Below are 15,669 nucleotides of genomic sequence, written 5' to 3'. Positions count from 1 at the left end.
GTTTGTGCCTTTTTTATGGACTAAAGTATTGATTTTTCAAGGTTCAGCACACCAATCGGTGTGGGAAGTTTGAGTATAATACATACAATCGCTTCCGCAATCAGTACCGCAAATATGACAGGCGTTGATACAAAGTACGGGCTTAGACGGTTGTAAAAGTCTGTCATAATCTTTCCTTCCGGCACCTTAAACTGATACAGCCACCGAAAGACCATAGGTACAGGAATAAATGTGCTGATATTCAGCCCTAATGGTTTCATCATAATGGCATCACTTAGGTGCAATGCAAATCCAAGCAGTGTATAGAAGAAAGCGATTATGACAGAAATTATATAGGACTTATTGCACCAGACCACAAGGATAATACATGGCAGAGCTGCCGCCCAAAGTAAAATACCTGTACAAAATGTAAGGAACAGCTGTAAAGCCCACCCATTTAAAGAAATACCCTGTGCAAGAGCAATTAAGATACCAATACAAAAGCCTAACAGTTCATAAGCAACTGAAAACAGAAAAAGTACAGTAACCTTTGCTATGACTAAGTGACTTTTTGAAATTGGAACGCAAAGAAGATTTTTTAAGGTGTCGTTATCGTGTTCTTCAAAAAACAGGTTAGCAGCTATAATTACTAATATCGGGATCAGAAGTAAGAAACCGCTTTCCTCACGCACACTGCTCATAACATCTGCTAAACTTCCCTCTGATAAAAGCATAATATTAAAAACAGGGAATAAAACAGCCGTAAAGAGAGCGATTTTAAACAAGCCTTTCCGTTTCAACTTCCAAAATTCACACTTTACAAGATCAAGCAATCCCCTCACCCCCTGTTACACGCTTGAAATAATCTTCAAGGCTTTCTTCGCAGACATAGGCTTCTGATACGGTAAGCCCATTTTCGACAAAAGCTGTTACAATATCTCCAACTGAAATATCTAAATTATGCAGACGCATTTTGTGGTCGTCCTGTATAGTAAACTGCGTTTCATGGAAATTGCGTTCTAAAATCCTTGCCGCCTGTGTTGTACTGGAAACAGTAAAACGGATATGCCTGCTGCTCTTTGTTTCCAGCTCTGCAAGGCTTTCTTCCTCCAATAATGCACCGTGGTCAATAATTCCTATATCATCAGCCAGCAATGCAATTTCGGAAAGAATATGGCTGGAAATCAATATCGTTTTCCCCCTTTCAGTACAGAGGTCACGGATAAAAGAGCGCACTTCTGCAATTCCAATCGGGTCAAGACCGTTAATCGGTTCGTCCAAAATCAAAAGCTCCGGGTCGTGCATAATGGCAAGGGCAATCGCCAATCGCTGCTTCATTCCAAGCGAATATTGGGAAAACAGCTTTTTGTCTTTATAGGGAAGCCCCACTAAATCAAGTGCATTTTTAATTGCATTGCGGTTCGGCACTCCCCGCAGGGCAGCAAAAATACGCAGGTTTTCTGTGGCGGTTAGATTTGGATAAAATCCGGGTGATTCAATCAGACAGCCAATCCGGGGCAACAGCTTCTTTTCATTTGTCCGCAGGGGCTTTCCCCAAATTGTAACTTCCCCGGAAGTGGGCTGTGTCAACCCAAGCAGCATTTTCATTGTCGTTGTCTTTCCGGCTCCATTCCTGCCAAGCAGACCATAGATACGCCCTTGCTGGACATGGATATTCAAATCTGCAACGCTTTTCTGTGTTCCGTATTGTTTGGTAAGATTTTTTGTTTCAATTACATATTTGCTCATTGCAATCCTCCTTGTTTTGCGAAGCAAAATGCGACTGCCCTTGCAGGAGCAGAGGATTTTACCTCCTTTTCATATTTGCTATTCTATCACGCTAACCTTGCCAAAACCTTGCCGAAACCTTGCTTTTTTCATGCTTTTACAGTTAAGCGAAATTTGACAAACTGAAAAATCCCCGTATTATTACAGGGATTTCGGAAGTAATAAGGTAAATGTAGTCCCCCTATCGGGAGTGCTGTCAACGGTAATTGTTCCTTTGTGAGCAGCTACAAGTTCTTTTACGATTGATAAGCCTAATCCATTTCCACCAGCAGACCTTGACTGATCGCATTGATACATTCTTTCAAAAATATGTGGCAGGTGATCGGGAGATATTCCTTTTCCATTATCTGTTATAGTGATTTTAGCTTGCAGATTATCTTCAAAAACATGGAATACTATTTTACTTCCCTTGCTATGGATAAGGACATTCTGCAACAGATTGTTGAGGATGCGGCTATAAGCGTTTGCATCTATACGCATAAGATATTCTGCTTCCGGTATATCAAACGCATAGTCAAAATTACTATTTTCTAAAACAGAAATCCAATCAACTATAATATTCCGGGATAATTCGTTTAGGTCTAAAACTTCAAAATGAAAAATCTGTTCTCCGGAATCCAGCTTCACCCATTCAAAGAGATTTTCTACAAAATGCTTTAAGTAATGAGCTTTCTCAAATGCGACATGGACGTATTCGTCTTTTTCTTCTCCTGCGACTATCTTACATTCGATTGCTTCCAAATAACCGACCAGAGAAGCAAGAGGAGTTTTGACATCGTGGGAGATGCTGGTCATTAACCTCTTGTATGCCTGTTCAGACTGTTTTTGTCTGATAAGCTGCGTCTGGCTATTCATTGCAATCTCATTAATTCCATAGCAGATTTTTCTTGTCATATCATTTTTCTTAGTCAGCATACGGCGGTTTAAGTTCCCAGATTTTATATCTTCAAGCGCTTCCTCAATAATAGACAACTGCCCCCGTACACGCCTGAGTTTTGTGAAAAGAAATAGGATTACCAACAAAGCTATGCAAAACATAATCAATAAAAATGGGTTAATACTCATGTCAAGCCTCCCTGTTAAAACGGTAGCCAACGCCACGGACAGTCAAAATGTAAAACGGATGTTCCGGATCTGGTTCAATTTTTTTCCTCAATTTGCTGATAAATGACATGATATTACTGTCGTCAAAAGCATATTCTTCCGCCCAAACCTGCGTATAAATCTGCTTTTTTGTAAATACTTTACCCTTATTTGATGCCAGAAAAGAAAGCAGGTCAAATTCTTTTCCCGTAAGCTCAATCTGTTCATTCCCTTGAAAAACAAGGCGGTTAAGGCTGTCAATCGTCATCCCCTGAAACGTCATGCAGTCTGTTTCAGGACTGGAAACAGGATTAAGCAGGGTATAACGCCGGATTAAGGAATTTACCCGTGCCATAAGCTCATTAATGCTAAATGGCTTTGTCAGGTAATCATCCGCCCCCATCCGCAAGCCTGACACTTTATCTTCTTCATCGCTTTTTGCAGTCAGCATAAGGACAGGAATATTGCTTGTCTGTCTTATTTGCTGCAACACTTGAAAACCATCTAAATCGGGCATCATAATATCAAGAATAATAAGTGAACAGCTATCTTTATCTTCCTCCAATATCCGCAGTCCTTCTATGCCACCATTAGCAACAACCACACTAAGATTTTCCTGCTCAATACACTTTGCCATAAGCATACAAAGCTCTTTATCATCATCAATAATCAAAACCTTATTCATGTCTTTTCATCCTCTCTTCTCTTATGCGGGCATCTGCTGGTTTCTCTGCATCTTTTGGTATCATCCAAACCCTGCTAAACCTAATTGCTCCGGCTACCCTTTCCTCTAAACATAAGCGTTGTATTCTCCGTTCCGAAATCCCCCATTTTAAAGATGCTTCTTTTACCGATATATATTCCATTTCTATCCCTCCATCTTTTATCCAATACTAGACGTTTAAACGTCTAATATCAAGTAGAAACTCATTTTTTCTAAAAATTTAATAATTTGCGACACACCCTCCGGGAGTGTCGTAGGTAGAATAGCAAGCACTGCACATGTCCGGACACATGGGCGAAATTCCCCATACTTCCCTCCCGTCCGTATGATTAAATTTCCATAGGGAAGTATCCCTAACCCTCTTTGCTTTTCTTTCCTCTTTTTCTCTGCAAGTCCTTGACCTTCCCACGCAGATTTGCTACAATAACACATGGATAATTCTATCCAAAACAACTGAACAGACACGAAACCAGACTGTTGTAAACCGGACAAGTTACAGCAGTTTTTTTATGCCCAAAAGCAGAAAGGACAAAGCAAAAATGGCAAACAGGACAAGAACCAACCGGAATGAATTTCACTTAGATGACAAGGAGCAGTACATCCTTGACGAGAAGTTTAGGCTGTCCGGCATGAAAAGCAAATCGGCTTTTATTCGGAAGTTAATTCTATACGGATATGTCTATGACGTGGATTACAGTTTTTTACGGGAATACAATACGGAGCTTGGACGGATCAGTTCAAGTCTGAACCAGATTGCAAAGAGGATTAACAGCACAAACCACGTCTATCAGGAAGATATGGACGAAGTAAAGGAGTTGATGAAACAGGTATGGCAATCACAAAAATCCATGCTGTCACAGCAACCGTTGATAGAGCGGTAGCCTACATATGCAGCCCGGATAAAACAGACGGAAGCATCTACATTTCTTCCTACGCCTGTGCGCCGGAAACCGCAGCGATTGACTTCAAATACACCTTAGACCACTGCCGGGAAAACAGCCCCAATAAAGCCTATCATCTGATACAGGCTTTCGCTCCCGGTGAGGTCAGCTTTGACGAAGCGCACCAGATCGGGAAGGAACTTGCGGACAAGGTTTTAGAGGGGAAATATTCTTATGTTGTCACCACACATATTGATAAAGGTCACGTCCATAACCACATTATTTTCTGTGCCGCCGACAACATAGAACATGACAAATACCATGACTGCAAGCAGAGCTATTACCGCATCCGAAAATTAAGTGACGAGCTGTGCAGCGAGCATAATCTTTCTGTCATTATCCCCGGTGGGGAGCGTGGGAAAAAATACAACGAATGGCAGGCGGATAAAAGCGGGACAGCATGGAAAACGCAGATAAGAAAAGACATCAACGCCGCCATAAAAGCATCGTCTACCTATGAAGAATTTCTGCTCCTGATGCGGGCGAAAGGCTATGAGATAAAAGGCGAAACTTTTGGGGAAGACGCCCTCAAATTTATCTCCTTCCGTCCACTTGGCAAAGACCGTTTTGTGCGTGGCAGCATCAAGTCACTCGGAAAGGAATACACGAAGGAGCGCATCAAAGAACGGATTGAATTAAAGCGAGAGCGAAAAGCAGTTATCCCGAAAAGGGATTATGCAGACAGGCGGTTGATTGACACCTCTGACGAGAAATTTCAGAACAGTCCGGGACTGCAAAGGTGGGCGGCGGTGGAGAATTTAAAGATTGCTGCACAGGCATACAATGAGATAGGTTCCATCGCAGAACTGGAGCAAAAAATCTCTGCCGCTTCCGCCACCGGAAAAGAAGCAAAGCAGACCGTCCGCAAGCTGGAAAACCGCATCAAAGACCTTGCGGAAATCATTAAATATGCGGAACAATACAAAGCCAACAAATCCTACCATATTTCCTATAAGAAATCGAAAAACCCTGACGCATATTTCCGCAGGCATGAGAGCCAGATCATCCTTTATGGCGGCGCAAGGCGTATGCTGGAACAGGCGGGCATCCCCTTAAAAGGCTTGAACATTGACAAGCTGAAAGCGGAATATCAGGAGCTGACCGCACAGAAAAAAGAACTGACCGTCACATACAAAAACTGTGAAAAAGAGCTGAAATCGCTGAACCGGAAACTGGAGAACCTGAACCAGTATTTAGGGCGCACAGAGCCGACAAAAAGCGCACAGGAACAGCCTGACCGGGATAATAACCCTTCCCGGTAATTCCCTGTCTGAAAAAGGCTTTAAAAGCAAAAGAGCATCGTGGAAATGTGCATAACTCCCCATTCCGCTATGGACAACACCATTCACAGCATGTGGAAAAGCAAAGGGCAGCTTTCCCACATCCTGCAAACAGTGTTGCCCACAGCTCCATAAGACGGGGAGTTATACACATTACGCACAATGCCGACTGCGGCGGAATCCCGCCCATTCCTTCCTACTTTATTATATAAATTTAAAAAAATTCTTGTAAACAAGACCATATTCCTGTAATATAGTCTATAAATCTGCAAAAAAAAATAGGAGCGCCGAAGCACCCCCATTTCCTAAACCCTCTTGCAAAATTCGCAGTGTTGGTTTATAATCATCTTAGAAGCCGAAGGATATTAACGTGTCCGACGGTTGCACAATCGGAAACTTATAAAGCGTAAAAAATACGGATTACAAGGCTATCCTCTATGGCAGTAGAAGATAGCCTTTTCCGTTACTTGCGGTTGTGTTTATTGTCTATGTATGTCAAGGCTGCAAAAATCACCAGCACCAACGTAAGCACTTCTAACGTATTCATACCGACCTCCTTTCCGTTTCCAGAAAGGACAACCGCAGACTATCCCTACTCGTTCTAATCTGACTAAGAGAATTATAGCACGTTATGTCGAATAATGCTATAAAAGATTTGCGTCAATCACTCCGCCGCTTCCAATGCCACCTCTGTAAATTCCGCATCGCTCATGGTTTCCAGTTTCCCTAAAACCTGTCCGGCAAGCTCCACCATGTCACTGTCCTGTATATGGGGAATCACATTCTTTATGTCGGCAATCATGCCCGTCCTGTCCTGCCCCTCAAACACACACATCAAATTGATTTCTTCCACTGTAAATTTATCCATCGCTTATATCTCCCTCTCTGATTTTTTCTCTGTTCCCTTTTCAGGGACTTCCTTATCTGACTTATCCCTCTGCTCGATGACCGCTTTTTTCTCCGCCAGTTTTTCCTTTATGGAAATTCTGCCTGCTTGCTTTTCTTCTTTTGGCTTCTCATTGTTTAGGACGTTATCAATCATGTTATAGTTACATTCTTCCAGTTCCTCAATCTTTGCAAGCGGCTTGTTCTCCGGCGGTATCCGGTTGAAAATGGCGATTGCTTCCTCCACGCCTGCGATATTCTCATGGTATTCTCCGAAATTATGAAACTCCCCGCACTCCGCCACTGTAAGGGTGACAGCCGTCTGTTTTCCCTCCTGTGCCTGCTCTGCGGCTTTCTCCTGCATGGCGGCTCGTTTTTCCGCAAGATAGGCTTCCACACCCGGAAGGTACTCCCCAAGCGTCCCGGTCTTTCCTTCTGTAATGGGATTGATGTCTACCTTAACGCCGCCGATTGTAAAACCGTCCTCGTTAAAGGCATTGAACAGATCATCCTCGCTTTCCCTTCCCCGGTACTCCACCACCACATCAAGGTCAGAAGCAGCTTCCTCCAAACCTCTGCACCGGCTTCCGGATACTGCTACATCAACAAGCTCTATATTTATCCCATACTCGTCAATTTTGGACTGCAAATAAGCGTAGACACTCTGCTCTATATCCTTCTTTTTTTATTGCTGTACGCCCGTCAGGGTGGGACGTACAGCCTGCGAATTAAATATTTCATAAGCTCTCCTTCCCACTTCTGGACAAAAAGTCCAAAAGCTGTTTTTTATCCTATAAGCACCCGGAACGGATACAGGATTCGTATTCTTCCAGTCCTGCGCCTGCGTCCTCCCCGTATGACAGCTTTATGTCACAGAAGTCATGCAGTGTGCCGGATAACAGGAAATCCTTATAAAACCTTGCAAAATCGCCGCAAAACTTTTCTATGATGCGTGTAAAATCATCATTCTCACGATATTCATAGTAAATCCGCTTCCCGCCAGTGCTGCCAAGCATATCCGTAAGCTGGTAACTAAGCTCCCCTGTCTGCTTGACGGAAATCTGCATCAGGTTATAGTCATTCCGCAGCTTAAAATAGGAACTGTGGAACTTTGACGATACTGTAATGTTGGGATTCTCCCCCAACTCCGCACAGACCGCCGCCAGCCTTTTCAATAGCTCCGCTGTTGCTTTTTTCTGGAACTCTCTTTTTTTCATTACATCCTCCATTCTGCTTCTGGACAAAAAGTCCAAAAGTTACTTAAACGCAAAAAGGGCAGCTACAAACCGCTGTTTACGGTCTATAACTGCCCTCACGCTGTTTCTGGTATTTAATTATCTGTACCGGATTACCGGACACTGCTTTGTCTTTTTCCCTACTTTCCTCCGTTCCAGAGCGAAAACCATATCCCCGGTACGCTCAAAATATCCGATGTCTTTTTTCCAACTTATGCCGCATTTGCAGTGCTGTAACCCGATAAACTGCTGTTTCATCTTCCTTCCGCAGTTCGGGCATACTTTTTTGCTCCTGCCTATCTGCTTTACTTTCGGCTTGTCGGCATCTTCTTTCTTTTTCTCTTTCTTTTCCGGAAGCCCGTTCTCTGCAATCCTCGTTTCATAACGTGGCAGACGGTAAAGGTACAGGCTGTATACTTCATCAAAAGAAGCCTTTTCCGCTATCCCCTTTACCCTCTGGTAAATCTGCCCCACAATTTTTTCACAGTCCTCTCCTTCCGGCATCCTGCCATGCTCCCTGTAATAATCACAGGTCTTTTCAAACATACCGTCTGCTATTCCTGCTTTCTGCTTCTGCTTTAAGTCTTTATATGTCCTGTCTGCCCTTTTCAGGCGCTTCCTGTTTCCCAAACACACCACTCCTTTACCCTGATACGGTCTATTTTAGCAGAAAACGCCCCGAAATTGTAAAAAATATCTGCCACCTAAGCGAAAGCATCTTCACACCGGGAAATAAAATATTTCTTCTTTTCCAAGATTTCCTCCTGCCTGTCTTTGGAAAGCGACCTGAATATCTCGTCATAGTCAAGCTCCGCAAGCGGCGTACCCAAAACAGGCGTTAAGACCTCATGTTCATACCATATCCGCCAGAGTTCCTCAAACAGTTCCATGCTGTCCGAAAATGCCATTGCCGAATCAAAGCCTTCTCCCTCACTGAACCATTGCAGACGGACAAAGCCGAACCTCCCGGCATCCGCCACCATTACATCTGCCAGCTCATACAGCTCCGCAAACGCATCCGCCACTTTCCGGCATTTTGCCCGCTGTTCTTCCGTAATATATTTTTCCGCCATAGCGCACCTCCTAACTCACTTCTGGACAAAAAGTCCAAAAGCTATTGATTCTATTTTAAACAGTAGATTGTGCAAAGGTCAGCGCATAACACGCCTTCCCCATATTTTACAGTGTCAAACAAAAGGCACTGGAACAGCACGTCACGCACACCCGCAAGGCTGACAATGCCCTGTTCTTTTTCTGAAAAGCCTGTGCCGGGAATATCCATACCTGCCGATGCCGCCCGCCTTGCCGAGATACAGTGCGTATAAAGTCCGAGGATATATTTATCCGACATGGGGAAAACAAAGGTTTCCTGCCCGTAATATGTCACCCTGTATTTCTCCTGTTCCCCGTCCGGCAGCTTAAAGAAACACTGCACTGTTTCCAGATAAGTATGCCCGTCAAAATCCGGCTTTATTTTCTTTCCGTAATGACTGATTGCGGAAAAAATGCAGTTCCGGTCAAATATGGAATAAGTTCGCTGAAAATCCGGCTTCCTGCCCCTGATGTTCATATAAACATTGCTCCCCGTCCCATTTACGGCAAATTTCCCATAATCGCCTGTCCGCAGCAGATAGGACAATACCTCCAGCAGCTTTTCTTTTGACGCAATCTCCTGATAGGGGGAATCGCCAAACTCTATCCCCACAAACTTTAACTGGCAGCTCCCCTTTGCGATCTCCCGTTCCATTGCCCGGTCAATATCCCGCATGGATTCCATTTATCCATCTCCTTCCGCTTTGGACTGGAACAGTCCTTTTTCTTCCCAACCGCCGCCATACATATCATGCTGAACTAACTGCTGGTAATAATGGTTCATGGTATTGGGGGCATTATAGAGGGCAGTCACCATGTATGCCCTGATGTTGGCTATTTTTGTTGTGGTTTCCTTCATACACCCAATGACATACTCCAAATGGGAACTGTCCAGCTTTAAAAACTTAGACTTTACAAGCTCATAAGGGTAATCCTCCCCATTCACCTTTACCGTCCTGCGCTTTACACACACAATCTCGCATATCACCTCATACAGTTCCTCATACAGACCTTTTTCACTCCAATCGCCATATTTCATGTGATGCTCATACTCAATATTTTTCTTAATGATTTCCATGTAGGCGCTGGCTTCATCCATCACATCAATCATACCATTGTCCGGCTTGCCCGGTTCCTGTTTTTCTGCTTTACTATCTGATTGATTGATAGGATTGGTATAACTCAGATCAGTATAATTAGTATTGTTATAATTAGGGTTCGATTCCCGAACTTCCGCAAGTTCGGTTTCCGAATTTCTTGAAGTTTGGTTTCCGAACTCCTGCAAGTTCGGTTTCCGAATCTCTTGAAGTTCGATTTCCGAACTTCTTGAAGTTTGATTATCGAACCTCTTGAAGTTCGGTTTCCGAACTTCTGCGGAATTGTCAGCATTATCAGGGTTTTCCAGCTCTCCGCCCGGTTCTTTCCCGGTATCCAGTGTCGCAAAATTCTTCACATAGATGATGTCCGGCTTGCCCAGTCCCCTCCTTTTCTTCTCAATCAGACCGATTCCCTTTTTGCTGTCAAGCTCCGCAATCACTTTGGCACATTTCTCCCTTGCGCATCCCAAATCCTCCATTATGTTATCCAGGGTGTAATGGATATACACCCTGTTTTCCTCGTCAAGCCAGCCATTCTTGATTGACAATGCCAGCCTGTCAAGCATCAGACCATAAAGGAGCTTTGCATCGCTGGACAACTCTTTAAACCTTGCGTCTTTTATCAGCAGCCTCGGAACCCGGTAAAAAGAAAACTGTTCCGCTTCGATGCCATAATAATAGTCAAATTTTATTGTGCCATCCACGCTGATGCACCTCCCCTCTATTGTCTTTTCTTCCATTCATCCAATAGCTGAATGATGATGCCCTCTATTTCCTCACTGCTGCAGTCCTCCGCAAAATATTCGCTGATCTTGTCCGCTTTCAGTGTTACCTTCCGTTCCTTTGGCTTTTCCTCCGTCAGTATCAGGCGCACCATTGCAAGGGTAAGCTCCCCGGTCTTGCCATACTCTTTTATTTTTGCCGACTGCACCATGCTGACGTTACAGCCTTTTTCCTCTATGACTGCCTGCACCCACTGCTGTGCTTCCTCCGCCAGAAAGGAAATGTCAACGCCCTGTGAGAAACCGAGCTTTTTACCGTCCACCATAGCAAGGAGTTCATCAGTCAAACGGGAAAGCCAGATATACCGCTGTACCTTTTTAGCGTTTTCCCCGGCAGCTTCCCCGACCTCATCCAGTGTGTTTCTGCCTGACTTCTTCCCCTGATGCTTCATGGCTTCATATTTCATCTTGTAGGCTCTCGCCTTCTCACTCGGTAAAATATCTTCCCTCTGGATATTGGAATCCACCATGATTATCGTAGCTTCATCATCGGTGTAGTTGCGGACAACCACAGGCATCTCCGTCTTTCCGGCAAGCTCCGAGCCACGTTTGCGGCGGTGTCCGGCTATGATTTCATAGCCTCCACCCGCCCTCGGTCTTGCAATCCCCGGCACAAGCACCCCATACTGGCGGATACTCTCGGTTGTTTCCTCCATCTTCTCATCGTCCTCCACCCGGAACGGGTGGTCTTTGAACGTGTAAAGCTCTGCCAGTGGCGCATTGATAATCTGCTCTATCCCATTTTCCTGTGCGGTATTTCCACCGAACAAATCATCAAAACTTTCCAGAGCAACCTTTGATGCGCTTCTTGGTTTTGCGTTACTGCCCATCTGCAAGCACCTCCTTTGTCAGAGAATCGTAAGCTGACGCCACTTTCCCCTTTGGATCATGCTTGTAGATGCTGACGCCCTCCGCTGAAATCTCCGCCGCCCGGACGGAAATGGGAATGACATTGGCAAATATCCTCACCCGGCTTCCATAGGCTTCCTTCAGCATGGCGCTGATGTCCTTTGCGTAGTTCGTTCGGCTGTCCACCATTGTAAGCAGGATCCCTTCAATCTCCAGCTTCGGGTTAATCTGCCGCTTTACCTTTCCCACCGTCTTAATAAGCTGCTGCAAGCCTTTGACGGGCAGGTATGCCGCCTGTACAGGTATCAGGATACTGTCGGCGCAGGCAAAGGCGTTTATGGTAATCATGCCGAGAGAAGGCATACAATCAATTAAAATATAATCGTAACTCTCCCGGACAATCTCTATGTATGATCGGAGTACCGTTTCCCGGCTCATCACATTCACAAGGGAAACCTCCAGACCGGAAAGCTCAATGTTCCCCGGCATTAAGTCTATCCCTTCCTCATGGTGGAGGATACCTTCCCCCGGCTCTACTTCCCCGTCATTGATTAAGTTCCCCATAATGGTTGCAAGCGTGATTTCCAGACTGTCCGGCTCTGTAAAGCCTAAACTTGCGGTCAGACTGCCCTGTGCGTCCGCATCAATCAGAAGCACTTTCTTTCCCTGTTTTGCCAGCCCGATTCCTAAATTGCTTGTGGTGGTGGTCTTGCCCACATTATGTGAAGCTTCACATAACGTTGGTTATGAAAAGCTATACATTATGCAAAGTTAATGAAAGAAATCCTTATAAATAAAGGATTCTTTAGTTGATTTACTTTCCATAATCCATCAAGATTTAAGTGTATTTTATCAATTCGCTTAAGGAGGAACGCACGATGGAAAAATCAACTTTGCAGCAACTGATCAACCAAACCGGGGAAGCACTCGTACAGGCAGGTGCATCCAGCTATTACCAAAAAGTATTTAAAACTCTTACAAAACAGCTTTTGCTCTACTCCCACGAACAAGGTACTGATTCTTTCAGCATGGATTTCGGATTACAGTTTTTAGAAGACCATTATTCTATGTCATCTAAGATAGCGTTGAAAAAATGGTGTACCGCCTATTCCCGTTGTATAAATGCTTTGGCAGAATACCAGCGTTCAGGGAATGTAGTTCTTTATCTTGCCATGGATAAAAGAGCGTACACTTTCCCAGAGGGATTTAGATATAGCGCAGAAGCATATATTTCCCATCGAGAAGATATCGGGATAATAAAAAAATCAAATAAGATTTTCAGTTTATATCTGGAACGCTTTTTTGCGTTTTTAAGCAGGAAGAACATTGCTTCTTTAGATACACTGTCTCTCAAAGACGTTTTGGATTTCATGGCATCTTTGAACTGTTATGAAAAGCCAACCATAAATCATACAATGCGTGCGGTGCGCTATTATCTGAAATACTGCTATGAACATGGTCTTATGGAGCAGGAGATGTTTTCAAAACTTCCAAACCCTCATTACAACAGGCAGAGCCGATTACCTTCTTCGTATTCAGCGAATGAGGTGACGAAACTTCTTGATTCGATTGACCTTGGGAATCCTTGCGGAATCCGTGATTATGCAATCATTCTTCTGATTGCAAGACTTGGACTGCGCAGCAGCGATGTCGCAAATTTAAGGTTTTCCAATATCGACTGGGAAAGAGAAGTAATCCATTTGAACCAGGTAAAAACAGGAAATCCGTTTGAACTTCCTCTTTTAGAAGATGTTGGCGAAGCGATCATTAACTATCTGAAGAACGCAAGGCCTAAAACCGACTCGGATCACGTTTTTGTGAGGCAGCTTCCTCCTTATACGGATTTCAATCCGGGTGCGGTCGGCGCCCTTGTAAGGGTACGTCTCCAGAGATCGGGAATCCATCTTGAAGGGAAAAAGAAAGGCTCCCACACACTCCGCCACAGCCTTGCGAGCCGCCTGTTGGAGCATGAGATTCCGCTTCCGGTCATTTCAGAAATCCTGGGGCACACAACTACTGAAACTACGATGGCATATCTTCGTATTGATATCACCGAGCTTCGGAAATGCGCATTGGAGGTGGCAATCTAATGACAAGAATCAGAAAATCTCCATCCATGACAGGTTCATTTGCGGAAGTTGCCCAGGAATTCATTCAGTACAAAAGAAGCACAGGTTTTAAATATGCAGATGAACCGAAATGTTTATCCCGGTTTTGCCGTTTCAGTGAAGAACAGGGTGTCACAGAAATAAAAATATCCCGCTCCCTTGCAGAAAAATGGACAGCGCCCCGGGCAGGTGAATCCGAAAAAAGCCGGTCACACCGCATTACCTGCATAAGACAGTTTGCCATATACCTTAATAACCTTGGTTATGATGCTTATATCGTGCCGGAAGTGAAGGGTTTGAATCACAGTTCATTTGTACCATATATATTTACGCATGAGCAGATAGCAGCTGTGATCAAAGCCGCTGATGAAACAGAACCCAAAGAAGCTGCAAGAAATATGCATTTGGCGTTACCAGTGATCTTCCGGATTCTTTATGGCTGTGGGCTTCGTGTGTCAGAAGTTGTCGGACTTCGCTGCAGGGATGTGAATCTCGAAGATGGGATTCTTACGATCCGTGAAGCAAAGACTGACCGTGACCGGTATATCCCATTATCAGATTCCGTAAAAGAAGCCTGTATATCCTATGCAGATAAAATCTGGTGGGAAAAAGACAGCGACTTTTTCTTCCCTGCTCCTGATAAGACCATGATCAGCCCGATGACTATCTATCAAAGGTACCGCAGGTATCTGGAAGCGGCAGGGATTTCACATGGCGGAAAAGGGCAGGGCCCCCGTCTGCATGATGTACGCCATACATTCGCAGTTCATGTTTTACAAAAGTGGATCAGGGAAGAAGCCGATTTAACGGCTATGCTCCCGATTCTTTCCACATATATGGGGCACAAAACAATACGCTCAACAGCAAGGTATCTGCGCCTGACAGCGGAAGTTTATCCAGACCTGATGAGGGAAGTGGAAAAGTCATGTGCATACGTCATCCCGGAGGTATGCCATGAAGGAAACTGATTTTGCACAGTATTTAACGCAGTTCCTGTCAGTATATCTTCCCTGCCAGGTTGGCAGCAAACGTAATACCCAGTTAGCATACAGGGACTCATTCTCATTATTTTTAAGATACTGCAGAGATCAGGAGAACCTTTTGCCGGAAAAGCTGACAGTTGCAAAAATAAACAGGGATCTGATCCTCCGCTTTCTGCAATGGCTGGAAGAAGAACGTAACTGCAAAGCGGCGACAAGGAATCAACGTCTCGCTGCAATCCATTCATTTTTCAGCTTTTTAATGGTAGAAGAACCACAGTATATACAGCAAAGCCAGAAAATCCTGGCGATTCCAATGAAAAAAACGGATACGGTGCCACTCATGTATCTTCCATTGGATAGCATCAGGGGCCTGTTAGAACAACCCGACAGGACAACGATCCAGGGGAAAAGGGATGCTGTTCTGCTGTCACTTTTATATGATACCGGAGCAAGGGTTCAGGAACTTGTGGATCTAAAAGTTTGTGATGTTGCTTTAAATGATACTGTCACCATCGTACTGACAGGCAAAGGTGGTAAAAGCCGCATTGTTCCAGTCATGAGACCAACCGGGGAATTGTTGAAGCAGTATATGCAAGGTTCTGGTCTGGCTTCGCCTGTATATGGTCGCAATCCGTTATTTACCAACCGGAGCAATAAACCCCTGACGAGAGCCGGAGTGACATATATTTTGAAAAAATATGCTGCACAGGCTCAAGCAATGGGAATAAAGGATATATCCGATGAAATCACACCGCATTGGCTGAGGCATTATGGGGAGTGAAGTAAAATGGGGAGTCCTTTAAAAAAATCCCATATTTTCGTATGTTTCTGATAAAATCACTC

18 protein-coding genes and 1 pseudogene are annotated in these 15,669 nt (G+C 44.3%); 5 read left to right on the top strand and 14 right to left on the bottom strand.

The window, feature by feature from the left end:
• Positions 1-20: 20 nt before the first annotated feature.
• The 5 genes from NFS31_RS24785 to NFS31_RS24765 all read right to left on the bottom strand — a co-directional run bounded on the left by NFS31_RS24785 (position 21) and on the right by NFS31_RS24765 (position 3,716).
• Positions 21-812: an ABC transporter permease gene (locus NFS31_RS24785; protein ID WP_251501212.1), complete on the bottom strand. Its 792-nt coding sequence runs from the start codon at positions 810-812 to the stop codon at positions 21-23.
• Positions 805-1,728, bottom strand: a complete 924-nt coding sequence (locus NFS31_RS24780; RefSeq protein WP_162225285.1) for an ABC transporter ATP-binding protein — start codon at positions 1,726-1,728, stop codon at positions 805-807. The genes NFS31_RS24785 and NFS31_RS24780 overlap by 8 nt, the downstream gene beginning before the upstream one ends.
• Positions 1,729-1,908: 180 nt before the next feature.
• The gene (locus tag NFS31_RS24775) at positions 1,909-2,832 is read right to left on the bottom strand and encodes a sensor histidine kinase (protein WP_004058718.1); all 924 of its coding nucleotides are present in this window, start codon (positions 2,830-2,832) and stop codon (positions 1,909-1,911) included.
• 1 nt (position 2,833) lies between these two features.
• Positions 2,834-3,535 carry a response regulator transcription factor gene (locus NFS31_RS24770; protein ID WP_162225284.1) on the bottom strand — a complete coding sequence of 234 codons (702 nt, stop codon included), beginning with the start codon at positions 3,533-3,535 and terminating at the stop codon, positions 2,834-2,836.
• On the bottom strand, positions 3,528-3,716 hold the full coding sequence (locus tag NFS31_RS24765; protein ID WP_004058712.1) for a hypothetical protein: 189 nt from the start codon (positions 3,714-3,716) through the stop codon (positions 3,528-3,530). Before NFS31_RS24765 ends, NFS31_RS24770 begins: the two co-directional genes overlap by 8 nt.
• Before the next feature lie 397 nt (positions 3,717-4,113).
• On the opposite strand from NFS31_RS24765, the gene NFS31_RS24760 reads away from it, so the two are divergent.
• Both NFS31_RS24760 and NFS31_RS24755 read left to right on the top strand, forming a co-directional pair.
• The gene (locus NFS31_RS24760; RefSeq protein WP_251501209.1) at positions 4,114-4,455 is read left to right on the top strand and encodes a plasmid mobilization protein; all 342 of its coding nucleotides are present in this window, start codon (positions 4,114-4,116) and stop codon (positions 4,453-4,455) included.
• Positions 4,404-5,777 carry a relaxase/mobilization nuclease domain-containing protein gene (locus NFS31_RS24755; RefSeq protein ID WP_251501206.1) on the top strand — a complete coding sequence of 458 codons (1,374 nt, stop codon included), beginning with the start codon at positions 4,404-4,406 and terminating at the stop codon, positions 5,775-5,777. Before NFS31_RS24760 ends, NFS31_RS24755 begins: the two co-directional genes overlap by 52 nt.
• 682 nt (positions 5,778-6,459) lie before the next feature.
• Here the strand turns inward: NFS31_RS24755 and NFS31_RS24750 are convergent.
• The 9 genes and pseudogenes from NFS31_RS24750 to NFS31_RS24710 all read right to left on the bottom strand — a co-directional run bounded on the left by NFS31_RS24750 (position 6,460) and on the right by NFS31_RS24710 (position 12,452).
• Positions 6,460-6,663: a transposon-transfer assisting family protein gene (locus NFS31_RS24750; RefSeq protein ID WP_115624078.1), complete on the bottom strand. Its 204-nt coding sequence runs from the start codon at positions 6,661-6,663 to the stop codon at positions 6,460-6,462.
• 3 nt (positions 6,664-6,666) lie between these two features.
• Positions 6,667-7,362, bottom strand: a pseudogene (locus tag NFS31_RS24745) (YodL domain-containing protein); the annotation flags it as partial.
• Between the two features lie 109 nt (positions 7,363-7,471).
• On the bottom strand, positions 7,472-7,897 hold the full coding sequence (locus tag NFS31_RS24740; RefSeq protein WP_159749897.1) for a hypothetical protein: 426 nt from the start codon (positions 7,895-7,897) through the stop codon (positions 7,472-7,474).
• A gap of 117 nt (positions 7,898-8,014) precedes the next feature.
• The gene (locus tag NFS31_RS24735; protein WP_465223448.1) at positions 8,015-8,551 is read right to left on the bottom strand and encodes a hypothetical protein; all 537 of its coding nucleotides are present in this window, start codon (positions 8,549-8,551) and stop codon (positions 8,015-8,017) included.
• A gap of 68 nt (positions 8,552-8,619) precedes the next feature.
• Complete coding sequence (locus NFS31_RS24730; protein WP_089774860.1) at positions 8,620-8,988, bottom strand: hypothetical protein; 369 nt, start codon at positions 8,986-8,988, stop codon at positions 8,620-8,622.
• Between the two features lie 50 nt (positions 8,989-9,038).
• Positions 9,039-9,692: a hypothetical protein gene (locus tag NFS31_RS24725; protein ID WP_251501202.1), complete on the bottom strand. Its 654-nt coding sequence runs from the start codon at positions 9,690-9,692 to the stop codon at positions 9,039-9,041.
• Positions 9,693-10,808 carry a DUF6017 domain-containing protein gene (locus tag NFS31_RS24720; protein ID WP_251501199.1) on the bottom strand — a complete coding sequence of 372 codons (1,116 nt, stop codon included), beginning with the start codon at positions 10,806-10,808 and terminating at the stop codon, positions 9,693-9,695.
• Positions 10,809-10,825: 17 nt separating this feature from the next.
• Positions 10,826-11,716: a ParB/RepB/Spo0J family partition protein gene (locus tag NFS31_RS24715; protein ID WP_251501195.1), complete on the bottom strand. Its 891-nt coding sequence runs from the start codon at positions 11,714-11,716 to the stop codon at positions 10,826-10,828.
• Positions 11,706-12,452, bottom strand: coding sequence for a ParA family protein (locus NFS31_RS24710; protein WP_251501192.1), 747 nt, complete (start codon positions 12,450-12,452; stop codon positions 11,706-11,708). The genes NFS31_RS24715 and NFS31_RS24710 overlap by 11 nt, the downstream gene beginning before the upstream one ends.
• 161 nt (positions 12,453-12,613) lie before the next feature.
• Here NFS31_RS24710 and NFS31_RS24705 point away from each other — a divergent pair, with 161 nt between their 5' ends.
• Genes NFS31_RS24705 through NFS31_RS24695 form a run of 3 tightly spaced genes read left to right on the top strand, consistent with a single transcriptional unit; the run spans position 12,614 to position 15,607 of the window.
• A complete protein-coding gene (locus NFS31_RS24705) occupies positions 12,614-13,825 on the top strand; it encodes a site-specific integrase (protein ID WP_251501189.1) in 1,212 nt (403 codons plus the stop codon).
• Positions 13,825-14,811, top strand: coding sequence for a tyrosine-type recombinase/integrase (locus tag NFS31_RS24700; protein WP_251501185.1), 987 nt, complete (start codon positions 13,825-13,827; stop codon positions 14,809-14,811). Before NFS31_RS24705 ends, NFS31_RS24700 begins: the two co-directional genes overlap by 1 nt.
• A complete protein-coding gene (locus NFS31_RS24695; RefSeq protein ID WP_251501183.1) occupies positions 14,798-15,607 on the top strand; it encodes a tyrosine-type recombinase/integrase in 810 nt (269 codons plus the stop codon). The genes NFS31_RS24700 and NFS31_RS24695 overlap by 14 nt, the downstream gene beginning before the upstream one ends.
• The last annotated feature ends 62 nt before the right edge of the window (positions 15,608-15,669 follow it).

This window comes from Otoolea muris (assembly GCF_943193115.1).
Lineage (GTDB): Bacteria > Bacillota > Clostridia > Lachnospirales > Lachnospiraceae > Otoolea > Otoolea muris.
The sequence above is the reverse complement of the archived record's forward strand: the minus strand, read 5'-3'. Positions and strand labels throughout refer to the sequence as shown.